The following is a 23,671-nucleotide window of genomic DNA, read 5'->3' on the forward strand; positions in this document are numbered from 1 at the left end:
CCCGCCCGCCACACACCCGCGGCGCCCGCCCCGGGGGCGGCGGGGCCCCTCCTGTCCGGTGGGTGCCCGGGGGCACCGCGCTCGCTACGCGCGACCGCGGATGCTGCGGAGCAGCCATCCGATGATCGCGAGGATGATCAGGACGATGCCGATCCAGAGCAGGAACTTCAGCGCACCGACGAAGATCCCGCTGAAGAGCAGGACGAGGCCGATGACGATCGCGATGATCAGGAGTGCTGGCATGTGAGGAGTCCTTCCGCGTACCTGGACGATCCCTGTACTGCCGCAGACCGTACCCGGAATCAGCCGACGAGGTTCTGCACGAACACGTGCGGGGTGAACCCGGTGAGGTCGTTGATGCCCTCGCCCTGCCCGATGAGCTTGATCGGGATGCCGGTCTTCTCCTGCACGCTCAGGACGAACCCGGCCTTCGCGGACCCGTCGAGCTTGGTGATCACGAGGCCGGTCACGCCGGCACCCTCGATGAAGGCCTGCGCCTGCGCGAGCCCGTTCTGCCCCGTGGTGGCGTCGAGGACGAGCAGGACCTCGGCGATCTCGGTCTGCTTCTCGACGACGCGCTTGATCTTGGCGAGCTCGTCCATCAGGCCGGCCTTGGTGTGCAGGCGGCCCGCGGTGTCGATCACGACGATCTCGGTGCCGTCACGCATCGCCTTGTCGACCGTCTGGTAGGCGACCGAGGCCGGGTCCTGCCCGGGCTGCGAGGGCCGCACGACGTCGACGCCGGCGCGCTGGGCCCAGGTCGCGACCTGCTCGACGGCGGCGGCACGGAAGGTGTCCGCCGCGCCGACGAGCACGGTGCGGTCGTAGGTCTTCAGGAACTTGGCGAACTTGCCGATGGTGGTGGTCTTGCCGACCCCGTTCACACCGACGACGAGCACCACGGCGGGACGCGCGCTGAGCTTGAGCGTCGTGTCGAGCTTCGACAGCCGTTCCTCGAGCACCTCCCGGAGCATGCGCTGCAGGTCGGCGGGGTCCGTCGTGCCGTACCGGTCGACGCGGGCGTGCAGGTCCGCGATGATCTCCTCGGAGATGTCGGGGCCGAAGTCCGCGCCGATGAGCGCCGTCTCGAGGTCGTCCCAGGTGTTCTCGTCGATCGTCTTGCGCTGGAAGAGCCCGCGCAGCCGGGAGGACAGTGACCAGGTACTCGCCATGTTCCCAGCTTAGGGCGCGCCCCTGACCGCTAGGCTCGGCAACACGAAGGGGAGTACTCCACTTCGGTGACCTCGTCAGTACGGTCCGGGCCGATCCGGATCCGGGGCACCGGTCGATCGTCAGATCGGCGGAGGAGACCTTCAGGCCTCGGCGTACCCACGCCCGACCCCTGAAGGACCCCACTGTGGACGTTCCGTTCCTCGTCTGGATCATCACCATCGCCGGCATCCTCGGCCTGCTGGTGTTCGACTTCTTCTCGCACGTCCGCACGCCGCACGTGCCGCACATCCGCGAATCGGCCATCTGGTCGGCGGTCTACATCGCGCTCGCGATCGTCTTCGGCATCGGCGTGTGGGTGTTCGGCGGCGGGCAGGCCGGTGGCGAGTACTTCGCCGGGTGGTTGACCGAGAAGGCCCTGTCCGTCGACAACCTCTTCGTCTTCCTCATCATCATGGGCTCGTTCGCCGTACCGAAGGAGTTCCAGCAGAAGGTCCTGCTGGTCGGCGTCGCGATCGCCCTGCTCGCCCGCGGCGTGTTCATCGCCCTCGGTGTCACGATCATCGACAACTTCTCGTGGGTGTTCTACCTGTTCGGCGCGCTGCTGTTCTGGCTCGCCTGGTCGCAGGCCCGCAGCGGGAACGAGCACAGCGCCGACGAGGGCGACTCGCGCCTGATCCGGATCCTCAAGCGCATCATCCCGACCTCCGACCACTACGACGGCGACCGCCTCACCACGAAGGTCGACGGCAAGCGCCTCTTCACCCCGATGCTGCTCGTCATGGTCGCCATCGGCCTGACCGACGTGCTCTTCGCCCTCGACTCGATCCCGGCGATCTTCGGCCTGACGCAGGACGCCTACATCGTGTTCACGGCGAACGCGTTCTCGCTGCTCGGACTCCGCCAGCTCTACTTCCTCATCGCCGGGCTCCTCGAGCGCCTGATCTACCTCGGCCAGGGCCTGGCCGTCATCCTCGGGTTCATCGGCGTGAAGCTCGTCTTCCACGCGATGCACGTCAACGAGCTGCCCTTCATCAACGGCGGCGAGCACATCGAGTGGGCGCCGGAGATCCCGATCTGGTTCTCGCTCGGGTTCATCATGCTGACGATCGCCGTCGCGACGGTGGCCTCGCTGGTGGTCTCGAACAAGCGCCGGGCGCGCGGGCTGACCCCGACCGGTGAGCCGAAGGCGGCCGAGCCGTCCGCCTGACGCCGCGGCGCCACCGCCCCGCCTACGCGACCACGGCCTCCGCGGTCGGCTCGGGCTCGCGGCGCTGCACGCGCTGCCCCACGACCGCGGAGACACCGTCCTGGCGCATCGACACCCCGTACAGCGCGTCGGCGATCTCCATCGTGCGCTTCTGGTGCGTGATCACGATGAGCTGCGACGACTCGCGGAGCCGTTCGAACACGGTGAGCAGTCGCCCGAGGTTCGCGTCGTCGAGCGCCGCCTCGACCTCGTCCATGATGTAGAACGGCGACGGCCTGGCGGTGAAGATCGCGACCAGGAGCGCCACCGCCGCGAGGGACCGCTCGCCGCCGGACAGCAGTGTCAGCCGGTCGATCTTCTTGCCGGCGGGCTTGACCTGCACGTCGATGCCGGTGGCGAGGAGGTCCGTCGGGTTCGTCAGCGTGATCGACCCGGACCCTCCGGGGAACAGGATCGGGAAGATGACGTCGAAGGCGTCCTTCGTGTCGGTGAACGCCGACTCGAAGATCGTCTGCATCTTCATGTCGAGCTCGTCGATGATCGTCATGAGGTCGGTGCGGGTCTTCTGCAGGTCCTCGAGCTGCTCGGCGAGGAACGCGTGCCGCTGCTCGAGCGCCTGGAACTCCTCGAGCGCGAGGGGGTTCACCTTGCCGAGCTGGCCGAGGTCACGCTCGGCGGCGGCGAGCCGGCGTTCCTGCTCGGCTCGCACGTACGGCACGGTCTCGACGTCGGCGGGGTCGACGTCCTCGGTCGCGTCGAACTCGGGGAGCGCCGGGCCACCGGGCAGCGTCGACTCCGCGTCGACGACCACGACGTCGTCGACGTCGCCGCCGTCGTTGCCGTCGCCGCCGTCGCCGCCGTCACTGCGGTCGAGCACCGCGCTCCCGACGCGTGCCGCGTCGGCGAGCGACTCGTCCGCAGCAGCAACCGCCACCCGCTCGGCATCCCGGTGCCGACGCGCGAGCACCCGCGGGTCGATGAGCACGTCGACGGGCACCGGCACGTGCGGGCCGTACTCCGCGACGAGCACGGCCTCGACGAGCCCGAGCTCGCTCTGCGCCCGGTCGAGCACGCCGGACACGTGCAGCTTCTTCTCGTAGATCTCCATCTCGAGCGAGTGCACGCCGTCCGTGATCGACTGCAGACGGTCCCGGAGCTCGCGTTCCTCGTTCCGGATCGTCTGGAGCTCGGTGTTCCGCTTCGACCGCTCCGCCTCCGCCGTGGCGAGCTGCACGCGCGCCTCGGCGAGCGACCGGTCGACTGCTCCGAGCACCTCCGGCAGGTCTGCGAGCACGCTCTCCGCGGTCGCCATCTGCCCGCGCCGGATGACCGCGAGTCGCGCCGCCTCGGCTGCCGCAGCGCGTTCTGCCGCGAGCTGCCGGTCGAGCTGGTCGGCCCGCGCCCGCTCGGCCCGTGCGCGCTCCCGCACGGTCTCGATCTGGATGCGTTGCTCGATCTCCGCGGCGCGCGCCGCCTCGAGCGCGTCCTGCAGCGCCGGTCGGCCCGACGCGTCGACGGTCGGGCGAGGGAGGGCGGCGTGGTCCTGCTGCGCCTGTTCCGCCTCGGCGAGGACGGCCTCCGCGGCCTCGACCGCACCGTCGGTCTCCGCCAACGCCGCACGGAGTCGGTCCACCTCGGCGTGCGCGTTCTCGGACCGCGCCCGCACCGTCGCGCTCCTGCGGTCGTACTCCGCCACGGCGCCGGCGTGCGCACGGCTCGTCCGGTCGGCCTCGTCCGCCGCGCGGCGCGCGTCGTCGACGTCGGTCCGTGCGGCCTGGAGGCCCGTGGCCACTTCCGCCGCGTCGCTCGCGATCGCGTCGCGCCGACGGACCGCGTCGTCCCGCTCCGCGACGAGCTCGATGCGGGAGGTGGTGCGCGCGCCGCCACCGGTCACGCGGACCGCACGGACCAGGTCACCGTCCCGTGTCACGACCGTGGCGTGCGGGGCGGTGGTGAGCACCGCCTCCAGGTCGACCCCGTCCGACTCGGCGACGAGCGTGTCCGCGAGGATCGCGGACAGTGCCGGGGGCCCGGTGACGAGGTCGAGGGCCCGACGGACGCCGATGGGCACGACCGGTGCGCCACCGGCGCCGGAGGCGTCGGCGACCACGACGTCGATGCGGCCGATGTCGGCAGCCCTGGCGTGCGCGACCGCGTCGAGCGCGGCGTCCCGGCTCTCGGCGAGCACGGCGTCGGCGAGGCCGTCGAGTGCCGCTGCGACCGCGGCCTCGTACCCGGGCTCGACCGTGAGGTGGTCGGCGAGCCGCCCGACGATCCCGGCGCGTCCGGCGTCGATGAGGGCCTGCGACCCGTCCCGGACATCGATCGACATGCCGAGCGCGGACACCCGCGCGTCGAGGGCATCACGCTCGCGCTCCAACGCGTGCAACCGGTCGCGGAGGTCGTCGCGGGTGGTCTGCGCCCGTTCGAGCCGTTCGCGCGCTGCGTCGAGCGCCGCCTGCAGCGCGTCGGCGTCGGTCTCGGTCGACGGGTCCGTACCGACGTCGGCGAGGGCCGCGTCCGCGACGCGGGCGCGCTCGGTCGCCTCGGCCGACGCCCGTTCACGCCGCTCGCGGTCCGCCACGGCGGAGCCCCGCTTCGACCGCGCTACGTCGACCGCACTGGTCAGTCGCTGCGCGTCGAGGTCGTGTCGGGAGACCTGCGCGGCCTGATCGGCGATGCGCTCGTCGAGGGCGTCGAGCGTCGCGCGGGCCTGCCGGACGCGGTCGGCGGCCGCGGCGGTCTCCTGCTGCATGGTCGTCGCCTGGGCGTCGAGCGCGTCGGCCTCGGCACGGACCGCGGCGACCTGCTCGGCGCTGATCGTCGGGCCCTGCTGCGGCACGTCGGACTGCTGCGCGAGGAGCATCAGGCGCTGGTTCGCCAGGCTCGACAGACCGCGCAGGCGCTCCTGCACGCTCTCCAGGCGGTGGACCACGGTGCGGGCACGGTCGACGTCGTCGCCGACCATGCTCTGCTCGACGTGCTGCTGCCGGGCGCGGGTCTGGTCGAGGCGCTCGGTGAGGACGATCCGCTCGGACTTCCGGCCGGCCTCGACCTCCTGGTGCTCGTGCAGCTCCCTGCGGAGGCGCACGACGTCGTCGGCGAGGATGCGCGCCTTGGCGTCCCGAGCGACCGCCGCGACGGACTGCGCCTTGCGGGCGACCTCGGCCTGGCGCCCGAGCGGCTTCAGCTGCCGGCGGATCTCCCCCGCCAGGTCGGACAGCCGCGTCAGGTTCGTCTGCATCGCGTCGAGCTTGCGGAGGGTCTTCTCCTTGCGACGGCGGTGCTTGAGGATCCCCGCGGCCTCCTCGATGAAGCCGCGGCGGTCCTCGGGGGTGGCGTGCAGGACCTTGTCGAGCTGGCCCTGCCCGACGATGACGTGCATCTCCCGCCCGAGGCCGGTGTCGGAGAGGAGCTCCTGCACGTCGAGGAGTCGGCAGTTCTCCCCGTTGATCGCGTACTCGCTGCCGCCGTTCCGGAAGAGCGTGCGCGAGATCGTCACCTCGCTGTAGTCGATCGGCAGCAGACCGTCGGTGTTGTCGATCGTCAGGAGGACCTGCGCGCGACCGAGCGGACCGCGGGTCGAGGTGCCCGCGAAGATGACGTCCTCCATCTTGCCGCCGCGCAGGGTCTTCGCGCCCTGCTCCCCCATCACCCAGGCGAGCGCGTCGACGACGTTGGACTTGCCGGAGCCGTTCGGACCGACGATGCACGTCACGCCGGGTTCGAACGCGAACGTCGTCGGCTGCGCGAAGGACTTGAACCCCTTGATGGTCAGGCTCTTCAAGTACATGCGGGTCTCCGGAGGTGTCGCTCTCGCTGTCGCGTCACTAGACGTTGCTCGTCGCGCGTCAGGCTAACGCGTCCGGAGGCGCGGACGTGGCTGGCACACGGGGCAGATGTGGCTCGACCGGTTCATGAACTCCTGCCGCACGATGGTCGTGCCGCACCGCGGGCACGGCTTCCCCTGCTGCCCGTACACGTTCAGCCGCTGCGAGAAGTACCCGGACTGCCCGTTCACGTTGACGTACTGCGCGTCGAAACTGGTGCCGCCGTCCTCGAGCGCGCGCCGCAACACCGTACGGACCTCCTCGAGGAGCAGGCGGAGCGCCGCACGGGGCAGCCGGTCCGCCGGACGGTCGTAGTGCAGCTTCGCGGCCCAGAGCGACTCGTCGGCGTAGATGTTGCCGATCCCGCTCACCACACCCTGGTCGAGGAGCACCCGCTTGATGCCGCTCGAGCGCTTCCTGGCCATCTGCAGGAACCGGTCGTCGTCGAACGCGGGGTCGAGCGGGTCCCGGGCGATGTGCGACACCTGCGTCGGGATGCGCCGGCGCCACGCCGCGTCCGGTGCCCGGTCGTCCGACGCCCCCGCGAAGCCGGCCGGGGCACCGTCGACGGTCGGCACCGTCGTGTCGATCGCCATCGACCCGAAGGTCCGTTGATCGACGAACTCGAGCTCAACGGGTGCCTCGGGCGCGCCGTCCGGATCGGTGCCGCTCGGCTGGACCGCGATGACGATGCGGCGGTGTCGCGCTGCGGGGCGGTCGCGGCCGAGCAGGATCTGGCCGCTCATGCCGAGGTGAGCGACGAGCGCTTCCGGGGTGCCGTCGCCACCCGGTTGCTCGAGCGGCATCCAGAGGAACTTGCCGCGCCGGACCGCGGCGGCGATGGTGCGTCCGGTCAGGCGGTCTGCGAAGTCCTCGGCGGGACCGTCGTGGCGGGTGAGTGCTCGTTCGTCGGTGACGTGCACGGCGAGCACCCGCGCGCCGCTGACGGCGGGTTCGAGGCCGGCGCGGACGACCTCGACCTCGGGGAGTTCCGGCACGCGCTACGCTCCGGCGCTGCCGACGCGCGCCGCGGTGTCCGCCGTGGTGGTCGTGTCTCCGTCGCGACCGGACAGCCGGGTCCAGGCGTCGAGGGCAGCGGCCATCTCGGCGGTCTTCTTGCTCGACCCGGATCCGGACGCGATGTCCACGCCATGCAGGACGACGGTCGCGTGGAAGGTCTTGTCGTGGTCGGGGCCCTCTTCGGTGACCCGGTACGCCGGGTTCCCGAGCGCGAGCGACGCGGCGAGCTCCTGCAGGCTGGTCTTCGGGTCCATCGCGGCGCCGAAGCGGTCGGGGTCGATGAGCAGCGGCTCCACGAGCCGGAGTACGAGGGCGGTCGCCTCGTCGGGGCCGGCGGAGAGGTAGGTCGCGCCGATGACGGCCTCGACGGTGTCGGCGAGGATCGACGACTTGTCGCGTCCACCGGTGAGCTCCTCGCCCTTGCCGAGACGCAGGTAGGCGCCCAGTCCGTTGAGCCGGGCGATCTCCGCGAGGGCGACCGTCGAGACGAGGCTCGCCCGGCGCTTGGCCAGGTCGCCCTCGTCGAGGTCGGGGAAGTCGCGGTAGAGCTTCACGGTCACGGCCTGACCGAGGATCGAGTCACCGAGGAACTCGAGCCGTTCGTTGTGCCCGATGCCACCGTGCTCGTACGCGTACGACCGGTGGGTGAGGGCGAGCTGCAGCAGCTCCGGGGACACGTCGACCCGGAGCAGGCGCTGCAGACGAACGACGTCCGACCCCGCTTGGCCGGACCCCACGGGGTCAGCAGGCTGGGAGTCGGACGTCGCTGTCATGCGTGCGTCGATCAGACGTCGGCGACCTTGCGGCCCTTGTACTCCATGTACAGGGCGGTGCCGGCGGAGTCCTCGACGACCTTCGCGCGGTGCGGGAGGCTGTAGGTGACCTTGCCGTTCTCGATCGTCTTCACGAGCTGGACCGGCGCGGCCTTCCACTGCGAACGACGGGCGTGCGTGTTGGCACGGGACTGCTTGCGCTTGGGAACGGCCATGGTGGTTCTCTTTCGGTTGGTCGGTGGTCAGTCGGTGGAGGTGCTGTGTTCGTTCTTCAGCTGTCGCTTCGTGCTTCACTGTCGGACTCGTCGAACGTCAGTCCGTCGAGTGCAGCCCAGCGGGGATCCGTCGGCTCGGGAGCCGTGCGACCCGTGTCCGCCAAGCGCTCACCCGTCACCGGGTCGAGTCCTGGGCAGTCCGGTCGACAGACCGGCTGGAACGGCAGTGACAGCACCACCGCGTCTCGAACGACCGGTTCAGAATCCACGTGGTCTTCGTGAACATGGAAGTCGAAATCCTCCGAGGCATCATACGCGAACAGCTCGGCGAAATCGACTTCGACGGGCTCGCTGATGTCGATCAGGCAGCGGGAGCACTGTCCCGTGGCCTCGGCCGAGGCGTGTCCGGAGACGAGCACGCCCTCGTGGAGCCCCTCGAGCTTGAGCTCGATGTGGATCGGGTCGCCCTCGCGGACGGCCACGACACCGGCCCCGAGCGTCTCGGGGACGTCGAAGTCGAGCGTGTGTTCGCGCATCTCGCCCGGGCGGTGTGCGAGGTCACGCACGCGCAGGGCGTAGGGGCTGTTCACGGGGGAAGACACGATCGACCATCCTAGCGCGGACCATCGCCCACGTCGAGGAGCGCGGAGCCGTGTCGCGGCTCCGTCTCAGCCGACGGCGTTCCGGAGCGCCTCGTGCACGACGGCGGGGACGTACGGGGTGACGTCGCCGCCGAGCGTGGCGACCTGCCGGATGAGCGAGCTCGACACGTGCGCCCGCGAGGCCTCCGGCAGCAGGAAGACCGTCTCGACGTCGGCGAGGTGCCGGTTCATGATCGCCATCGGGGTCTCGTAGGCGACGTCCTCGCCGGAGCGGACGCCCTTCACCAGGACGGTCGCGCCGACCTGTCGGCAGTAGTCCACGAGGAGACCAGCCGTCCACTCCCCGACCCGGATGTTCGTCGGCGCACCGACCTCGGCGAGCGACTCCTCGATGAGCCGGACACGGTCGACCGCGTCGAACATCGCGGTCTTCTTGTCCGGGTTGTGCACGACGAGCACGTGCACCTCGTCGAAGAGCCCGGCGGCCCGGGCGATCACGTCGAGGTGCCCGAGGGTCACGGGGTCGAAGGAGCCGGGGACGACCGCGATCTGCGCCATGCCTCCGACCCTAACGGCAGAGCCCCGGGTCAGTTCTTGCCGAGGAACGCCGCGTCGGACTCGTCGAGCCGCCGGGCGAGGGCGTCACGGAGCTCCGGCTGTCCTTCGAGCGTCGGGTCGGCCTCCAGCAGCCGCTCCGCCTCCTCGCGCGCGTCGACGATGAGGTCGGCGTCGCGCACGACGCGCAGGAGGTTGAGCGAGGACCGGCCGCCGGACTGTCGCTCCCCCAGGACGTCGCCTTCGCGGCGGAGTTCGAGGTCGACCCGGGCCAGCTCGAAGCCGTCGTCGGAGGCGGCGACGGCGTCCACACGCTCCCGCGAGGTGGTCTCCGACTCGGCCGCGGTGACGAGCAGACAGACGCCGGCGTACTGGCCACGACCGATGCGGCCGCGGAGCTGGTGCAGCTGGGACACCCCGAACCGGTCGGCGTCGAGGATCGCCATCATCGACGCGTTCGGCACGTCCACGCCGACCTCGATCACGGTCGTCGCCACGAGCACGTCGACGTCACCGCCGGCGAAGGCGGTCATGATGCGGTCCTTCTCGTCGCCGGTCATGCGACCGTGCAGGACCTCGACCCGGCGGTCGGCGAGCACCGGCATCGTCCGCATCCGTTCCGCGGTGGCCAGGACCGTCGCGGGTGCTCGGCGGGGTGCGTCGTCCTCGGAGTCGGGTTCGGCGGCGCCGTCGTCCTCGGCGTGGGCGTCGTCGATCGCCGGACACACCACGAACGCCTGACGCCCCGCCGCGAGCTCCTCGGCCATGCGGGTCCAGATCCGCGACTCCCATCCGGGGTGCTCGGCGAGCCCGACCGTGAAGGTCTCGACCCCGGCGCGACCGGATGGCATGCCGGCGATGGTGGAGACGTCGAGGTCGCCGAAGACGGTCATGGCGACGGTTCGCGGGATCGGCGTGGCGGTGAGGACCAGCACGTGCGGTGGACGCTCGCCCTTCGTCCGGAGGGCCTCGCGCTGCTCGACGCCGAAGCGGTGCTGCTCGTCAACGACCACCAGGCCGAGCTCGGCGAAGTCGACCCGGTCGCCGAGCAGGGCATGCGTGCCCACGACGAGCCGCGAGCTGCCGGACGCCGCCGCGAGCAGGGCCCGGCGACGCTCGTCGGTGGACTGCGACCCGGTGAGGATGACCGGGCGGAGCTCGGCGGCGAGGTCGGGGCCGAGGAACTTCACGATCGAGCGGAGGTGCTGCGCGGCGAGCACCTCGGTCGGGGCGATCAACGCCGACTGTCCGCCGGACTCCGCCACCGTGAGCATCGCCCGGATCGCGACGAGGGTCTTGCCGGAGCCGACCTCGCCCTGGACCAGCCGGTGCATCGGCCAGGAGCCGGCCAGGTCGTGCGCGATCTCGTCGCCGACGGCGCGCTGGTCGTCGGTCAGCGTGAACGGGAGCGTGGCGTCGAACCGTTCGAGGATCCCGCCCGCCGACGCGGTCCGCGGGGTCGACGCGGTGGCGCGGGCGGCGATGCGGCGCTGGACGAGTGCGGTCTGCAGCACGAACGCCTCGCGGTAGCGCAGCGCGTCCTGCGCGCGCTTGAAGTCGGACACCTTCTCGGGGCGGTGCAGGAGCTCGAGGGCGCGACGGAACGGCACGAGGTCGAGCCGGGTGCGCACGCCTGCCGGGATCGGGTCGGCGATGTCCGGCAGGGTGTCGAGCACCACCGCCATGGCCTTCGCGATCTGCCACGAGGACAGCGACGCCGTCGCCGGGTAGATCGGGATGGGCTGCTGCGAGAAGCGGATCGCCTCCGCCGACCCGGGGTCGGCCGTGGCGCGGGGGTCGTCGGCGTCGAAGAGCTCGTAGTCGGGGTGGGCCAGCTGCCGGGCGCCGCGGTAGTCGCCGACCTTGCCCGCGAAGATCCCGCGGGCACCGGGCACGAGGTCCTTCGTCCGCCACCCCTGGTTGAAGAACGTCAGGGTCAGCAGGCCCTTGCCGTCACCGATCTTGGCTTCGAGGATGGAGCCGCGCCGCTGCCGCATCGTGCGTTCACGGACGTCGACGACCTCGGCGACGATGGTCACGGACTCCCCGATGGCGAGCGAGTCCAGCGCCGTCAGGGCACCGCGCTCCGCGTACCGCCGCGGGGCGTGCTCGAGGAACTCCCCCACCGTGCGGTAGCCGAACGCCTTCTCGATCGCCTTCGCGGTCCGACCGCCGAGCACCGTGGCCAGCTTGGTGTCCAGCGGCGCGGGACCCCACTGCATGTCTGCTGGGGCGGCTGGCGCTGCGGATCCTGAGGTGACCACACCGCAACGGTACCGGCCACGGCCGACGTGCACCGAGCCTCCCGACCGGCCTGTGGAGAACCGCGGGAGGGGTCCGGACGGCCGCTACGGTTGCTGCATGACCCGCATCATCGCCGGCGCCGCCGGTTCCACGACGCTCCGGGTGCCGAAGTCGGGGACCCGACCGACGAGCGACCGGGTGCGTGAGGCGCTGTTCTCCTCGCTCGAGGCACGGGGGCTCGTCGACGACGCCGCCGTGGCCGACCTCTACGCGGGGACCGGGGCGCTCGGGCTCGAGGCGGCGTCGCGCGGAGCCGTCGAGGTGGCACTGGTCGACCGGGCCGCCGCTGCCGCCACCGCCTGCCGCGAGAACGCGAAGGCCGTGCAGCGGCGGGTGCCGGGCGTGCGGGTCGACGTGCACGCGCAGCCGGCGCTCGGGTTCCTGCGCGGGACCGTGCGCACCTTCGACCTGGTGTTCATCGACCCGCCGTACGAGGTCACCGAGACCGAGATCGCCGAGGTGCTCGACGCGCTGGTGCCCCGGCTGACGCCGGACGCCGTGGTCGTCGTGGAGCGCAGCAAGCGCTCGCCGGAGCCGACGTGGCCGGCGGGGCTCGCGCCGTTCAGCAAGCGCAGCTACGGCGAGACCGTCGCGTGGGAGGCCGTGGTCGCCTGAGCCGCGCCGCGCCGCGCCGCGCCCGCAGGCCCGCCGCCCCGCGCGACCGCGGGCCCTCGTGTGTCGATCCGGAACGACACCGTCGCTGTCGTACGACATCGACGCAGTCGCTCCGCAGCAGCTGCGGGACCAGACCCGCACCCAGATCCGCACCCGCCCCTCAGCCCGCCACGCCGTCCCAGTCCGCGTAGGGGTCCCACCCGGTCGTCGGGACCGCCGCTCCGCCCCGCACCAGGTCCGTCGAAGCCCGGGGCAGCACCACCCCGACCCGCCGGAAGCCCCCGGGCAGTGCCACGTCGCGGGGGAAGGTCGCGAGCAACCCGTGGTCCTCCCCACCGTGCAGCGCCGCCGCGTCGAGCTCCGCGTCCAGCTCCAGCGTCACCCCGCTCGCCCGCGCCAGTCGCCCGGCGTCGATCGCGAGTCCGTCGGACAGGTCGAGCATCGCCGTGGCGCCCGCCGCTGCCGCGAGGACCCCGTCCCCGATCGGCGGCACCGGACGCCGCTGCCGTCCCACGTCCGGGTCGGTGTCGAGTCCCCGCGCCACCACTGCCGCACGCGAGGGCTCACCGGCCTCGTCGACGCCCGTCCGGAAGAGCCGTGCCAGCCCGCGCGCCGCCGGCCCGAGCTCGCCCGACACGGCGAGTGTGTCCCCGGCACGCGCTCCCGACCGCAGCACCGGTGCCCGCTCCCGCAGGTCGCCGAACGCCGTGACCGCCAGCGTGAACGCCGACGACGTCGAGAGGTCACCACCGACGACCCCGCACCCGGGGGCGAGCGCGTCGACCGCCAGCCGGAACCCGTCGGCGATGCCCTCGAGCACGGTGACCGGGGTGTCCTGCGGGGCGGCGATGGCGACGACCAGCCCGGTCGGCACGGCACCCATCGCCGCGACGTCGGAGAGGTTCGTGGCCGCGGCCTTCCACCCCACGTCCTCCGGCGAGGACCACGCCCACCGGAAGTCGGGTCCGTGCACCATCATGTCCGTCGTGACGACGAAGCGGCCGTCGGGAGCGGCGACGACGGCGCAGTCGTCCCCGGGTCCGACGAGCGGCGTCCCGGTCGGCAGCCGCGCGGTGACCCGGTCGAGCACGGCGAGTTCGCCGAGCTCACCGACGGTCGGTCCGGTCCAGGGGTCGTCCTTCGCGTCCACACGAGAACGGTAGCCTGGACTCCGATGGACACTGTGCGCCGCCCCCTGCGGATCGTTGCCGGACTCGGCGTGCTCGTCGCCCTCGCGGCCGGCCTGACCGGGTGCACGAACGCCGTCACGATGACCGCTGCACCGTCCGCGAACGCCGCCGCCTGCGCCGCGGCCCAGGTCCGCCTGCCGGACACGGTCGACACGAAGTACGCGCTCCGCAACACGGACGCCCAGTCGACCGCGGCGTGGGGCGACCCCTCGGCTGCGCTGTACCACTGCGGCGTCGCGGTCCCGACGGTGTCCGACCTGCCGTGCTTCGCGAAGGGCTCCGTGGACTGGATCCGCGACGACGAGGGCAAGCGGATCGTCTACACGACGTTCGGCCGCGACCCCGCGGTCCAGGTCGTCATCGACTCGACGAAGACGACGGACCAGGTCCTCCAGGACATCGGGACCGCGGTCGAGTCCCTCCCGGAGGACGGGCACCGCTGCCTCGACCCCTCCGACGTGCAGGGCTGACCTCAGCGCGCGTCACGACGCCGCCACCCACCGGACGGGAGGCTCGGTGCCGGTCGTGCGCCGAGCCTCCCGCTTGGTGGGTCGGCGGTCAGCGGACTGCGCGGCGGCCCAGCTCGACGAGCTCGGCGACCAGGTCCGCGTAGCTCAGGCCCGTCGCGGCCCAGCAGCGCGGGTACATCGAGAAGGGCGTGAAGCCCGGCATCGTGTTGACCTCGTTCACGACGAAGCCGTCGTCGGTGAGGAAGCAGTCGACGCGGGCGAGGCCGGATCCACCGATCGCCTCGAACGCGCGGGCGCCGATGGAGCGGATCTCGTCGGTCTGCGCCTCGGTCAGGGGTGCCGGGCAGAGGAGCTGCTCGTCGCCGCCGAGGTACTTGGCCGCGAAGTCGTAGAAGCCGTCCTCGGCCACGACGATCTCGCCGGGGAGGCTGGTGCGCGGGGTGCCGTCACGGCCCTCGAGGACGGCGACCTCGACCTCGCGCCCGACCACGCGGGGCTCCACGATGACCTTGCTGTCGTGCTCGAACGCCAGGTGCATGGCGGCGGCGAGCTGCTCGGGCGCGTCCACCCGTGAGACGCCCATGCTCGACCCGGCACGGGCGGGCTTGACGAAGAGGGGCCAGCCGTGCGCCGCGACCGTCTCGGCGACGCCGAGCTCGTCGGCCTGCCACTGGCGGCGGAGCACGGTGGTCCACGGTGCCACGCGGAGCCCGGCGTGCTCGAGGACGGCCTTCGCGACGTGCTTGTCCATCGCGAGCGCGCTGGCGAGGACGCCGTCGCCGGCGTACGGCAGCCCGGCGATCTCGAGCATGCCCTGGACGGTGCCGTCCTCGCCGTACGGCCCGTGCAGGATCGGGAACACGATGTCGACGGGGATCGTCGTGACCGAGCCGTCCGCGTGCTCGACCGTCAGGGCGCGCGGCTCCGCGGCGCTCGGGAAGCGGACCCGGGTGCCGTTGTCCGGCACGGTCGGCAGGTCCTGCCCGACGAGCGCCCAGGCGCCGGGGTCGTCCGGCTGCAGCGTGAACGCGCCGTCCTTGGTGATCCCGACCGGCACGACGTCGTAGCGCATGCGGTCGATGACGTCCATGATGCCGCCGGCGGTCACGCAGCTGATCTCGTGCTCGCTGGACCGCCCGCCGAACAGGACGACGACGGTGGTGGTGCTGGTCATGGGCGCTCCCGGGTGCTCAGGGGCCGGACCGGTCACTCGCCCTGGGGCTCGTCGGTCTCGGTGAGGTGCGGCGCGATGTTGCGCGGATCGAGCCTACCGGCGAGCACCTCGCCGACCTGCCCGACGATGGGCATGTCGACGCCGTTCGCCCGGGCGAGCTCGAGGATCGGGGCGACCGAGGCCAGACCCTCTGCGGTCTGGTTCATCTGTCGCACGACCTCGTCGAAGCGGTACCCCTGCCCGAGCAGCCGTCCGGCGGTGTTGTTCCGGGAGAGCGGCGACTGGCACGTGGCGATGAGGTCGCCGAGCCCGGCCAGGCCGGACAGCGTCGACGGCTGCGCCCCGAGCGACACGGCGAACTCCGTCATCTCGGCGAGGCCCCGGGTGATGATCGACGCCTTCGTGTTCTCGCCGTAGCCCACGCCGTCGACGATGCCGATGGCGACCGCGATCAGGTTCTTGAGGACGCCGCCGAACTCGGTGCCGATGACGTCGGTGTTGATGAACGACCGGAAGTACGGGTTGGTGGCGACCGCGGCGACCGCGCTGGCGGTGTCGGCGCTCGTCGACGACACGACCGCGGCGGTCGGCTGCCGCCGCGCGATCTCGAGCGCCAGGTTCGGGCCGCTCGCGACGGCGACGCGGTCCTGGTCGATCCCGAGTCCGGCGAGGAGCACCTCGCTCATCCGCAGGCCCGTCGCCTTCTCGACGCCCTTCATCAGGCTCACGACGGGCACGTCCGGTGGCAGGAGCACCCGGATCGCCTCGAGGTTCGACCGCAGGGTCTGCGACGGCACGGAGACGTAGACCTGCTCGGCACCGTCGAGCACGGCCGGGAGCGAGGTCGACGCGGTGAGCGTCCTCGGCAGGTTGATGCCGGGGAGGTACTCCGAGTTCCGCTTCGTCTCGGTGATCTCCCGCGCGATCTCCGGACGCCGTGCCCAGAGCACGGTCTCGGCACCGCCCTCGGCGAGGACCTTGGCGAACGTGGTCCCCCAGCTGCCCGCCCCGATGACGGCCACGCGCGGCTTGTCGGTGGACTGCATCACGACGCGGATCGCGGCGGTGTCCACCGCTCCACGTGCGGCTGCCGCCGGGTCCGGGTGGTCGTCGTGCGGGCGGAGGCCGGTCGTGTGGCGGCTGCCGGGTGCGTCACTCAAACTTGCCGGTCTCCTTCTGGTTCTTCGCCGACGGGTCCCACCGGGTCTCGGGGGCGCTCTCGCCGCGGAGCTGCTCGACGAGCTCGGTGATCCGCTCCATCAGGAGCTCGGTCGCCTTCGTGAGCATCTGCTGGTCGATCGGTCGCCCGCGGAACTCGGACAGGTCGAGCGGTTCCCCGAAGACGATGTCGACCCGCGACGGCGGGAACAGCCGGAGCTTGTTCGAGTACCGCGCCATGATCTTCTGCGTGCCCCAGTGCGCCATCGGGATGAGCGGCACGTCGTTCTCGAGCGCGATCCGCACGGCCCCGGTCTTGCCCCGCATGGGCCACAGGTCCGGGTCGCGCGTGAGGGTGCCCTCGGGGTAGACGATCACCGCGCCACCCTGTTCCATGAGCGACCGGCCGCCGCCGAGGGGGTCGCTGAGCCGCGTCCGCCCGGAGCGTTCGACCGGGATCTGCCCCATGCCGCTCATGAGCTTGCCGAACACGGGCACGCGGAACAGCGACGCCTTCGCCAGGAACCGCGGCTGCCGGCGGCTGAGCCACACCGCGGTCCCCACGACGAGGGGGTCGATGTTCGTGTAGTGGTTCGGTGCGAGCACGAAGGCACCGTGCTCAGGCAGCCGCTTGCGGCCGTGCCAGTGGTACCGCGCGGTGAACCGGAACGTCGGGATCACGAAGACCGCGGTGATCCGGAACGCCAGGTTCAGGTCGCCGCGCTTCCACCGCCGGCCCGGGTTGGGCAGGCCGGTGGTCACGCCTTCGAGGTCGCGCTCGGCGCTCATCCGGCGAAGTCGAAGTCCGCACCGAGCTTGCGCAGCTTCGGGATGAAGTGCTCGTACCCACGGCTGATGATGCCGACGTTGGTGATGTGCGACTCCCCCTCGGCGGTCAGCGCCGCGATGAGGTGGCTGAAGCCGCCACGGAGGTCGGGGACGCGCACGTTCGCACCGTGCAGCTTCGTCGGACCGGTGATGACCGCTGCCTGCTCGAACGGACGACGGGCGACGCGCCGGTCGTGTCCGGGCAGCCCCTCCTTGTGCACGACGATGTCGGCACCCATCTCGTTGAGGGCGTCGGTGAAGCCGAAGCGGTTCTCGTAGACGGTCTCGTGCACGATGCTCTGGCCCTCGGCCTGGGTGAGCGCCACCACGAGCGGCTGCTGCCAGTCGGTCATGAAGCCGGGGTGCACGTCGGTCTCGATGACGACGGGCTTGAGGACCTCGCGCTCCCGGTAGAAGCGGATGCCGTCCTCCTGGATGTCGAAGCCGCCGCCGACCTTCCGGAAGACGTTGAGGAACGTCATGAGCTCCTGCTGCTTCGCACCCTCGACGAAGATGTCGCCGTTCGTCGCGAGCGCGGCGGAGGCCCAGCTCGCGGCCTCGTTGCGGTCGTTGATCGCACGGTGGGTGTACCCGCGCAGCGAGTCCACGCCCTCGATGAAGATCGTGCGGTTCGGCTCGACCGTGATGATCGCGCCCATCTTCTGCAGGATCGCGATGAGGTCCATGATCTCGGGCTCGATCGCCGCGTTCCGGAGCTCGGTCGTGCCGTCGGCGAGCACCGACGAGAGCAGCACCTGCTCGGTCGCGCCGACGCTCGGGTACGGCAGCTCGATGTTCGCGCCCTTGAGGCCGTTCGGCGCCGTGATGTGGATGCCGGAGATCTGCTTGTCGACGATCGCACCCATGGCGCGGAGGGCGTCGAGGTGGAAGTCGATGGGGCGGTCGCCGATGCGGCAGCCGCCGAGGTCGGGGATGAACGCCTCGCCGAGCTTGTGCAGCAGCGGACCGCAGAACAGGATCGGGATGCGGCTCGAGCCGGCGTGCGCGTCGATCTCGGCGAAGTGCGCCGTCTCGACGTTCGACGGGTCGAGGATGAGTTCGCCTCGTGCCGGGTCGGTGATGCGCACACCGTGCACCTCGAGCAGCGCCCGGACGACCTTGACGTCGGAGATGTCCGGGACGTCCTTGAGGATCGACGGGGTGTCGCCGAGCAGCGAGGCCACCATCGCCTTGGTCGCGAGGTTCTTCGCGCCGCGGACCTCGATGCGTCCGACCAGCGGCTTGCCGCCGCGGATGACGATCTCGTCCGACTTGAGACCCACGCGCGCCCCTGCGGCCGCTGCGTCCTGTACGAGAGAGTTCACTGGTTCACCGGCAATGTCTTCGGCCGCCAACTGGAGCGGCGGGATTCGAACTCCGTGATCGAGGTCTCGTCACGGAGGGTGAGCCCGATGTCGTCGAGCCCTTCCATCAACCGCCAACGAGTGTAAGCGTCGATCTCGAAAGCCACGTCCACATCGCCCAGCGACACGCGCTGGGTGCCGAGGTCGACGGTCGCCTCGATGCCCGGGTTCGCCTCGATCGCGGCCCAGAGCCGCTCGACCTCCGGTTCGGTCACGATCGCCGTGACGAGCCCCTGCTTGCCGGCGTTGCCCTTGAAGATGTCCGCGAACCGCGGGGACACGACGACCCGGAAGCCGAAGTCGCGGAGCGCCCACACGGCGTGTTCGCGGGACGACCCCGTCCCGAAGTCCGGTCCGGCCACCAGGACCGAGGCGCCCTGGTAGCGCTCCTGGTTCAGCACGAAGTCCGGGTCCTGGCGCCACCCGGAGAACAGCGCGTCCTCGAAGCCGGTCTTCGTGACCCGCTTCAGGTAGACGGCCGGGATGATCTGGTCGGTGTCGACGTTCGACCGCTTGAGCGGCGCGGCGATCCCGGTGACGGTGGTGATCTTGTCCATCAGACGGCCCCTTCCAGGACGGATTCCTCGTTCGCCAGGTCCCACGGGCTCGACAGCGTCCCACGGACGGCGGTCGCGGCGGCGACGAGCGGCGAGACCAGGTGCGTGCGGCCGCCCTTGCCCTGGCGTCCCTCGAAGTTGCGGTTCGAGGTGCTCGCGCACCGCTCCCCGGGCGCCAGCTGGTCGGGGTTCATCCCGAGGCACATCGAGCACCCGGCGAAGCGCCACTCGGCGCCGAAGTCGGTGAAGACCTTGTCGAGCCCCTCGGCCTCGGCCTCGAGGCGGACGCGGGCGGACCCGGGCACGACCATGACGCGCACCCCCGGGGCCTTCTGCCGCCCCTCGATGACGGACGCGAACGCCCGGAGGTCCTCGATCCGCGAGTTCGTGCACGACCCCATGAACACCGCGTCGACCGCGATGTCCTTCATCGGGGTCCCGGCGGCGAGGTCCATGTACTCCAGCGCACGGGACGCCGCGGCACGGTCGTTCGGGTCGGCGTAGTCGGCGGGGTCCGGCACGGACTGCGACAGCGACACGCCCTGCCCGGGGTTCGTGCCCCACGTGACGAACGGTTCCAGCGTGTCGGCGTCGATGAACACCTCGGCGTCGAACACGGCGTCGTCGTCGGTGTTCAGGGTGTCCCAGTACGCGACGGCCTCGTCCCAGTCGGCACCGGTCGGGGCGTGGTCGCGGCCCTGCACGTAGTCGTAGGTGGTCTGGTCGGGTCCGACCATGCCGGCGCGGGCACCGGCCTCGATCGACATGTTGCAGATCGTCATACGGCCCTCCATCGAGAGCGCCCGGATCGCCGAGCCGCGGTACTCGAGCACGTAGCCCTGCCCGCCGCCGGTGCCGATCTTCGCGATGACCGCGAGGATGATGTCCTTCGCCGTCACGCCGGGCCGGAGGGTCCCCTCGACCGTGATCGCCATCGTCTTGAAGGGCTTCAGCGGCAGCGTCTGCGTGGCCAGCACGTGCTCGACCTCGCTGGTGCCGATGCCGAACGCCATCGCGCCGAACGCCCCGTGCGTGGACGTGTGCGAGTCGCCGCAGACGACGGTGACGCCGGGCATCGTGAGCCCGAGCTGCGGGCCGACCACGTGGACGATCCCCTGCTCCTTGTCGCCGAGCGGGTGCAGGCGGACCCCGAACTCCGCGCAGTTGCGACGCAGGGTCTCGATCTGCGTCCGGCTGGTCGGGTCGGCGATCGGCCGGTCGATCGCGAGCGTCGGGGTGTTGTGGTCCTCCGTCGCGATCGTCAGGTCCGGGCGACGTACCGGGCGCCCAGCCTGGCGGAGCCCGTCGAAGGCCTGGGGACTCGTGACCTCGTGCACGAGGTGGAGGTCGATGTAGAGCAGGTCCGGGTTGCCGTCCTCCCCCTTGACGACGACGTGGTCGTCCCACACCTTCTCGGCGAGCGTCCTACCCATGACCTCGACCCTTCCGTTCGCATCGGTTCGGTACCGCTGGCACGGCACGATCCGGCGAGTCTAGCACTGGTATACCAACCGGCCCACCGCCGCAGGTGGCCGGTTCCGGCCCGGCCTGGAGGCTCGGCGCGCGTTCGACGACACCCGTCGCGGTGGCAGGATGGATCGGTCATGACGAAGCCCCCGCACTCCTCCCGCACGGTCAACCTCGAGGGTGCGACGCGCGCCGCGGTCGCGGGCGCGGTGCCCCTCGCGCTGCTCATCGCCCTCGGGATGCCCGGGTACGCGGCCTTCGCGCTCTTCGCCGGCTTCACCGCGATCTTCGGTGCGACCGAGCCGTACCGCCAGCGCGCGGTGACCGTCGGGGTCGCCGGCGGCCTCCAGGCCCTGTGCATGGCCGCCGGCGTCGCCGTGTCGATCGCCGGTGCGCCGCTCTGGCTGCAGGCGAGCGGTCTCGTCGTCGTGCTCGTCGTCGCGGTCTGCGCGCTCAGCGCGCTCCGTTCGATCCCGGCGCAGCCGATCTTCCCGACGTTCGCCTTCCTGGTGTCTTCGCTCGTGCCGCTGCGGCCGGCGGACCTGCCGCTGGTGGCGACGATCATCGTCTGCGCCGTCGCGTGGGCGTGGCTCGTCGCCATGTCCGGGTCCGTGATCCGGCGGCTCTGGCACCCGCGCGCAAGGCACCGCTTCCGGCCGCTCGCGCCGCTCAAGGAGCGCGGGCTCGGCGTCCTCCGCTCCCCCGCGCTCTGGGAGACGGTGGCCATCAACGTCGTCGGGGCGCTGGTCGCCGGCGCCGTCGCGGAGAGCATCCCGGTGCTGGGACACCCGTACTGGGCGGTCATCGCCGTCGTCTCGACGCTGCCGGCACTCCGGCAACGACACACGGTCCTGCGGGCGTTCCAGCGCTTCATCGGGACCATCGGCGGGACGGTCATCGCCGTCGGGATCCTGCTGCTGGAGCCCGGCGCCTGGTGGATCGTGCTCATCGCCGTCGTCGGACAGTTCTTCGCCGAGGTCTTCGTCGCGCGCAACTACGCCGTGTGCCTGCTCTTCCTCACGCCGCTCGCGCTCGCGGTCTCGTGGCTGAGCCTGCCGGAGGCCCCGGAGCGCTTGGCGCTCGACCGCATCGCCCAGACCACGCTGGGCGCCGTCGTCAGCGTGGCGCTCCTGGTGGTGGGACGCGGGATCGAGCGTCGCCGTGGGCGGGCCCTCGGCGCCACGACGAGCATCCGCACCGTCTGAGGTCCGGGTCCGGGGCGTCGGCGGTCGCCGGGCGGCCGTCGGCGGTGTCCATGACGATGGTGCCGTGGACGACCACCACCCGGTTTCCGGGCCCCCGACGGCGCGTCCGTCTCGCTCATCGGGGACCCGCCGGGGCAGCTGCTGTACCGCTCGCTCCGGCTCGACGACGTCGCACCCGAGCCTCGGGACGGCCATGCGGCTCTGACCGGAGCCGGTCGGGCGTCAGCGCGGCTGGATGTTCCAGGCGTCGATGACCGGACGGCCGTGCTCGTAGCCGAGGACGCTGACCGAGGCCGTCGACAGCGCGAGCACCGCGCCGTCCTGCGGGGCGAGCCGGATCCACGCGGCGCCGATCGCCCGCAGGACGTGACCGTGCGCGACGAACACGGCGTCCCGACCGTCGGCGAGCACCGGGCGGGCACGGTCGAGGACACGCTCGGCACGCACGCGGACCTCGGCGGCGTTCTCACCGGGGGTGTCACCGGCGGGCACGCCGTCCGTCCACAGGTCCCACGGTCCGTGGCGCTGGACGCGGATCTGCGGTGTCGTCAGGCCCTCGTAGGCGCCGTAGTCCCACTCGTAGAGGTCCTCGTCGATCTCCGGGTCCACGCCGATGAGCGCCGCCGTGTCTCGAGCGCGCTGCAGCGGGCTCGACAGGGCGAGCGCGAAGTCGCGATCCGCGAGGTACCGCCCGGCACGTTCGGCCTGGGCGACACCGTTGTCGGTGAGCGGGATGTCGGTGCGGCCGGTGTGCTGTCCGCTCTTCGACCACTCCGTCTCTCCGTGGCGGACGAGGACGAGTTCGCCGGGGCGTTCCGAGGTCATGGGTTCCTTCCGATCCAGAGGCCGAGCGCGGCTGCGCCGACCGAGACGACGAGCATGCCGAGGGCGTTCAGGACGGCGAGTCCGGTCGTACCGGATCGGAGGAGCTGCACGGTCTCGACACTCGCCGTCGAGAACGTCGTGTACCCACCCATCATGCCCGTGCCGAGGACGGCGACCGCCGGGAGCGGAAGTGTCCCCGCCTGCCCGAGCCCGGTGAGGACCCCGAGCACCAGCGATCCGGAGACGTTGATGACGAGGGTGCCGAGCGGGAACCGGCGCACCCGCGCCTTGACGAGGCCGTCCAGCAGGAAACGCAGCGCGGCGCCGACACCACCGCCGACGGCGACCAGGAGGAGCTCGAGCGCGCTCACGCCTCGGTCCCCTGCCTCGGTCGAACCCGCGCCGCGACCCCGAGCCCGGCGACGACCGCGAGCACCCCGAGCACGACGGAGAGGAGCGCGTACCCGCTGCCGGCGCCCCACCGGCCGTCGACGAGCAGGTGCGCCGTGTCGACGGCGAGCGTGCTGTAGGTCGTGAACCCGCCGAGGACGCCCGTGCCGACGAACAGCCGCAGCTGGCGGCGCCGACCGACGTCCTCACCGCGGTGCGCCAGCGCCTCGAGCAGCAGCCCGAGGCAGAACGCGCCGACCACGTTGATCGCGAGGATCGTCCAGCTGATCCCGGACACCGCCGGCACGAGGTCGGCGAGGACCGCGCGGACCGCCGTGCCGACGGCGCCGCCGAGCGCCACGACGCCGAGGTACCCCCAGCGCAGGTGCGGCGGACGGTCCGGGCGTGTCCTGGTCTCGTCGACCGCGACGTCCGGCAGGGTCGGGCTGCTGCCGGGGTCGGTGGGGCGTGGTCGCTGCCGGTCGCCCTGGGGTTCGTCCATCAGGGATCGACGATACGGGAACGACGGAGGTCCCCGCCCGTCTGGGCGAGGACCTCCGGTTGCTGCAGTGTGACCCCAGCGGGATTCGAACCCGCGTTACCGCCGTGAGAGGGCGACGTACTAGGCCGCTGTACGATGGGGCCGCGGCACACGTTGTCGGGATCGGGGCGAAGCCACCTGTGGTGACCCCAGCGGGATTCGAACCCGCGTTACCGCCGTGAGAGGGCGACGTACTAGGCCGCTGTAC

At 71.7% G+C, this 23,671-nt stretch carries 23 protein-coding genes and 1 tRNA gene; 4 read left to right on the forward strand and 20 right to left on the reverse strand.

Features of this window, described 5'->3' with window-relative positions; genetic code table 11:
- Positions 1-84: 84 nt before the first annotated feature.
- Positions 85-243, reverse strand: coding sequence for a DUF4175 domain-containing protein (locus FS641_RS15840; protein WP_144765551.1), 159 nt, complete (start codon positions 241-243; stop codon positions 85-87).
- Between the two features lie 59 nt (positions 244-302).
- Positions 303-1,172: a signal recognition particle-docking protein FtsY gene (gene ftsY, locus FS641_RS15845; RefSeq protein ID WP_144765553.1), complete on the reverse strand. Its 870-nt coding sequence runs from the start codon at positions 1,170-1,172 to the stop codon at positions 303-305.
- A 185-nt stretch (positions 1,173-1,357) separates the two neighbouring features.
- Here ftsY and FS641_RS15850 point away from each other — a divergent pair, with 185 nt between their 5' ends.
- On the forward strand, positions 1,358-2,380 hold the full coding sequence (locus FS641_RS15850; protein ID WP_144765555.1) for a TerC family protein: 1,023 nt from the start codon (positions 1,358-1,360) through the stop codon (positions 2,378-2,380).
- A gap of 22 nt (positions 2,381-2,402) precedes the next feature.
- Here the strand turns inward: FS641_RS15850 and FS641_RS15855 are convergent, their stop codons facing one another.
- The 7 genes from FS641_RS15855 to FS641_RS15885 form a co-directional block, all read right to left on the reverse strand.
- Positions 2,403-6,173 carry an AAA family ATPase gene (locus FS641_RS15855; protein ID WP_144765557.1) on the reverse strand — a complete coding sequence of 1,257 codons (3,771 nt, stop codon included), beginning with the start codon at positions 6,171-6,173 and terminating at the stop codon, positions 2,403-2,405.
- A 63-nt stretch (positions 6,174-6,236) separates the two neighbouring features.
- On the reverse strand, positions 6,237-7,208 hold the full coding sequence (gene mutM, locus FS641_RS15860; protein ID WP_144765559.1) for a bifunctional DNA-formamidopyrimidine glycosylase/DNA-(apurinic or apyrimidinic site) lyase: 972 nt from the start codon (positions 7,206-7,208) through the stop codon (positions 6,237-6,239).
- 3 nt (positions 7,209-7,211) lie between these two features.
- A complete protein-coding gene (gene rnc, locus FS641_RS15865; RefSeq protein ID WP_144765561.1) occupies positions 7,212-8,003 on the reverse strand; it encodes a ribonuclease III in 792 nt (263 codons plus the stop codon).
- Positions 8,004-8,014: 11 nt separating this feature from the next.
- Positions 8,015-8,218, reverse strand: coding sequence for a 50S ribosomal protein L32 (rpmF, locus tag FS641_RS15870; RefSeq protein ID WP_058728177.1), 204 nt, complete (start codon positions 8,216-8,218; stop codon positions 8,015-8,017).
- A 56-nt stretch (positions 8,219-8,274) separates the two neighbouring features.
- Positions 8,275-8,820, reverse strand: a complete 546-nt coding sequence (locus FS641_RS15875) for a DUF177 domain-containing protein (RefSeq protein WP_313957805.1) — start codon at positions 8,818-8,820, stop codon at positions 8,275-8,277.
- A gap of 66 nt (positions 8,821-8,886) precedes the next feature.
- The gene (gene coaD / locus FS641_RS15880; protein WP_144765563.1) at positions 8,887-9,378 is read right to left on the reverse strand and encodes a pantetheine-phosphate adenylyltransferase; all 492 of its coding nucleotides are present in this window, start codon (positions 9,376-9,378) and stop codon (positions 8,887-8,889) included.
- 29 nt (positions 9,379-9,407) lie between these two features.
- Positions 9,408-11,597 (reverse strand): ATP-dependent DNA helicase RecG, encoded by a 2,190-nt coding sequence (locus FS641_RS15885; protein ID WP_144765649.1) that lies wholly within the window; start codon positions 11,595-11,597, stop codon positions 9,408-9,410.
- A gap of 139 nt (positions 11,598-11,736) precedes the next feature.
- Between FS641_RS15885 and FS641_RS15890 the strand changes: the two genes are divergently transcribed.
- A complete protein-coding gene (locus FS641_RS15890) occupies positions 11,737-12,294 on the forward strand; it encodes an RsmD family RNA methyltransferase (RefSeq protein ID WP_144765565.1) in 558 nt (185 codons plus the stop codon).
- Between the two features lie 160 nt (positions 12,295-12,454).
- Here FS641_RS15890 and thiL read toward each other — a convergent pair whose 3' ends face one another.
- Positions 12,455-13,444 (reverse strand): thiamine-phosphate kinase, encoded by a 990-nt coding sequence (thiL, locus tag FS641_RS15895; RefSeq protein WP_144765567.1) that lies wholly within the window; start codon positions 13,442-13,444, stop codon positions 12,455-12,457.
- Positions 13,445-13,468: 24 nt separating this feature from the next.
- Here thiL and FS641_RS15900 point away from each other — a divergent pair, with 24 nt between their 5' ends.
- Positions 13,469-13,954, forward strand: a complete 486-nt coding sequence (locus tag FS641_RS15900; protein ID WP_144765569.1) for a DUF3515 family protein — start codon at positions 13,469-13,471, stop codon at positions 13,952-13,954.
- An 88-nt stretch (positions 13,955-14,042) separates the two neighbouring features.
- Here the strand turns inward: FS641_RS15900 and FS641_RS15905 are convergent, their stop codons facing one another.
- The 6 genes from FS641_RS15905 to leuC all read right to left on the reverse strand — a co-directional run bounded on the left by FS641_RS15905 (position 14,043) and on the right by leuC (position 20,468).
- A complete protein-coding gene (locus FS641_RS15905) occupies positions 14,043-15,128 on the reverse strand; it encodes a D-alanine--D-alanine ligase family protein (protein WP_144765571.1) in 1,086 nt (361 codons plus the stop codon).
- 32 nt (positions 15,129-15,160) lie between these two features.
- The gene (locus FS641_RS15910) at positions 15,161-16,174 is read right to left on the reverse strand and encodes an NAD(P)H-dependent glycerol-3-phosphate dehydrogenase (RefSeq protein ID WP_144765651.1); all 1,014 of its coding nucleotides are present in this window, start codon (positions 16,172-16,174) and stop codon (positions 15,161-15,163) included.
- A 106-nt stretch (positions 16,175-16,280) separates the two neighbouring features.
- On the reverse strand, positions 16,281-17,075 hold the full coding sequence (locus FS641_RS15915; RefSeq protein ID WP_144765573.1) for a 1-acyl-sn-glycerol-3-phosphate acyltransferase: 795 nt from the start codon (positions 17,073-17,075) through the stop codon (positions 16,281-16,283).
- Entirely contained in the window at positions 17,072-18,439 is a 1,368-nt protein-coding gene (gene murA / locus FS641_RS15920) for a UDP-N-acetylglucosamine 1-carboxyvinyltransferase (RefSeq protein WP_144765575.1), read from the reverse strand. The genes FS641_RS15915 and murA overlap by 4 nt, the downstream gene beginning before the upstream one ends.
- Positions 18,436-19,035 carry a 3-isopropylmalate dehydratase small subunit gene (gene leuD / locus FS641_RS15925; protein WP_144765577.1) on the reverse strand — a complete coding sequence of 200 codons (600 nt, stop codon included), beginning with the start codon at positions 19,033-19,035 and terminating at the stop codon, positions 18,436-18,438. Before leuD ends, murA begins: the two co-directional genes overlap by 4 nt.
- A complete protein-coding gene (leuC, locus tag FS641_RS15930; protein ID WP_144765579.1) occupies positions 19,035-20,468 on the reverse strand; it encodes a 3-isopropylmalate dehydratase large subunit in 1,434 nt (477 codons plus the stop codon). The genes leuD and leuC overlap by 1 nt, the downstream gene beginning before the upstream one ends.
- Before the next feature lie 171 nt (positions 20,469-20,639).
- Here leuC and FS641_RS15935 point away from each other — a divergent pair, with 171 nt between their 5' ends.
- A complete protein-coding gene (locus FS641_RS15935) occupies positions 20,640-21,707 on the forward strand; it encodes an FUSC family protein (protein WP_144765581.1) in 1,068 nt (355 codons plus the stop codon).
- Positions 21,708-21,929: 222 nt separating this feature from the next.
- Here the strand turns inward: FS641_RS15935 and FS641_RS15940 are convergent, their stop codons facing one another.
- From FS641_RS15940 to FS641_RS15955, 4 genes are all read right to left on the reverse strand, one after another.
- Entirely contained in the window at positions 21,930-22,532 is a 603-nt protein-coding gene (locus tag FS641_RS15940; RefSeq protein ID WP_144765583.1) for a histidine phosphatase family protein, read from the reverse strand.
- The gene (crcB, locus tag FS641_RS15945; protein ID WP_144765585.1) at positions 22,529-22,903 is read right to left on the reverse strand and encodes a fluoride efflux transporter CrcB; all 375 of its coding nucleotides are present in this window, start codon (positions 22,901-22,903) and stop codon (positions 22,529-22,531) included. The genes FS641_RS15940 and crcB overlap by 4 nt, the downstream gene beginning before the upstream one ends.
- Entirely contained in the window at positions 22,900-23,424 is a 525-nt protein-coding gene (locus tag FS641_RS15950; protein WP_144765587.1) for a CrcB family protein, read from the reverse strand. The genes crcB and FS641_RS15950 overlap by 4 nt, the downstream gene beginning before the upstream one ends.
- A gap of 70 nt (positions 23,425-23,494) precedes the next feature.
- A tRNA-Glu gene (locus tag FS641_RS15955) sits at positions 23,495-23,567 on the reverse strand.
- Positions 23,568-23,671: the final 104 nt, after the last annotated feature.

Origin of the sequence: Curtobacterium sp. 9128 (genome assembly GCF_007673775.1) — a bacterium.
GTDB lineage: Bacteria > Actinomycetota > Actinomycetes > Actinomycetales > Microbacteriaceae > Curtobacterium.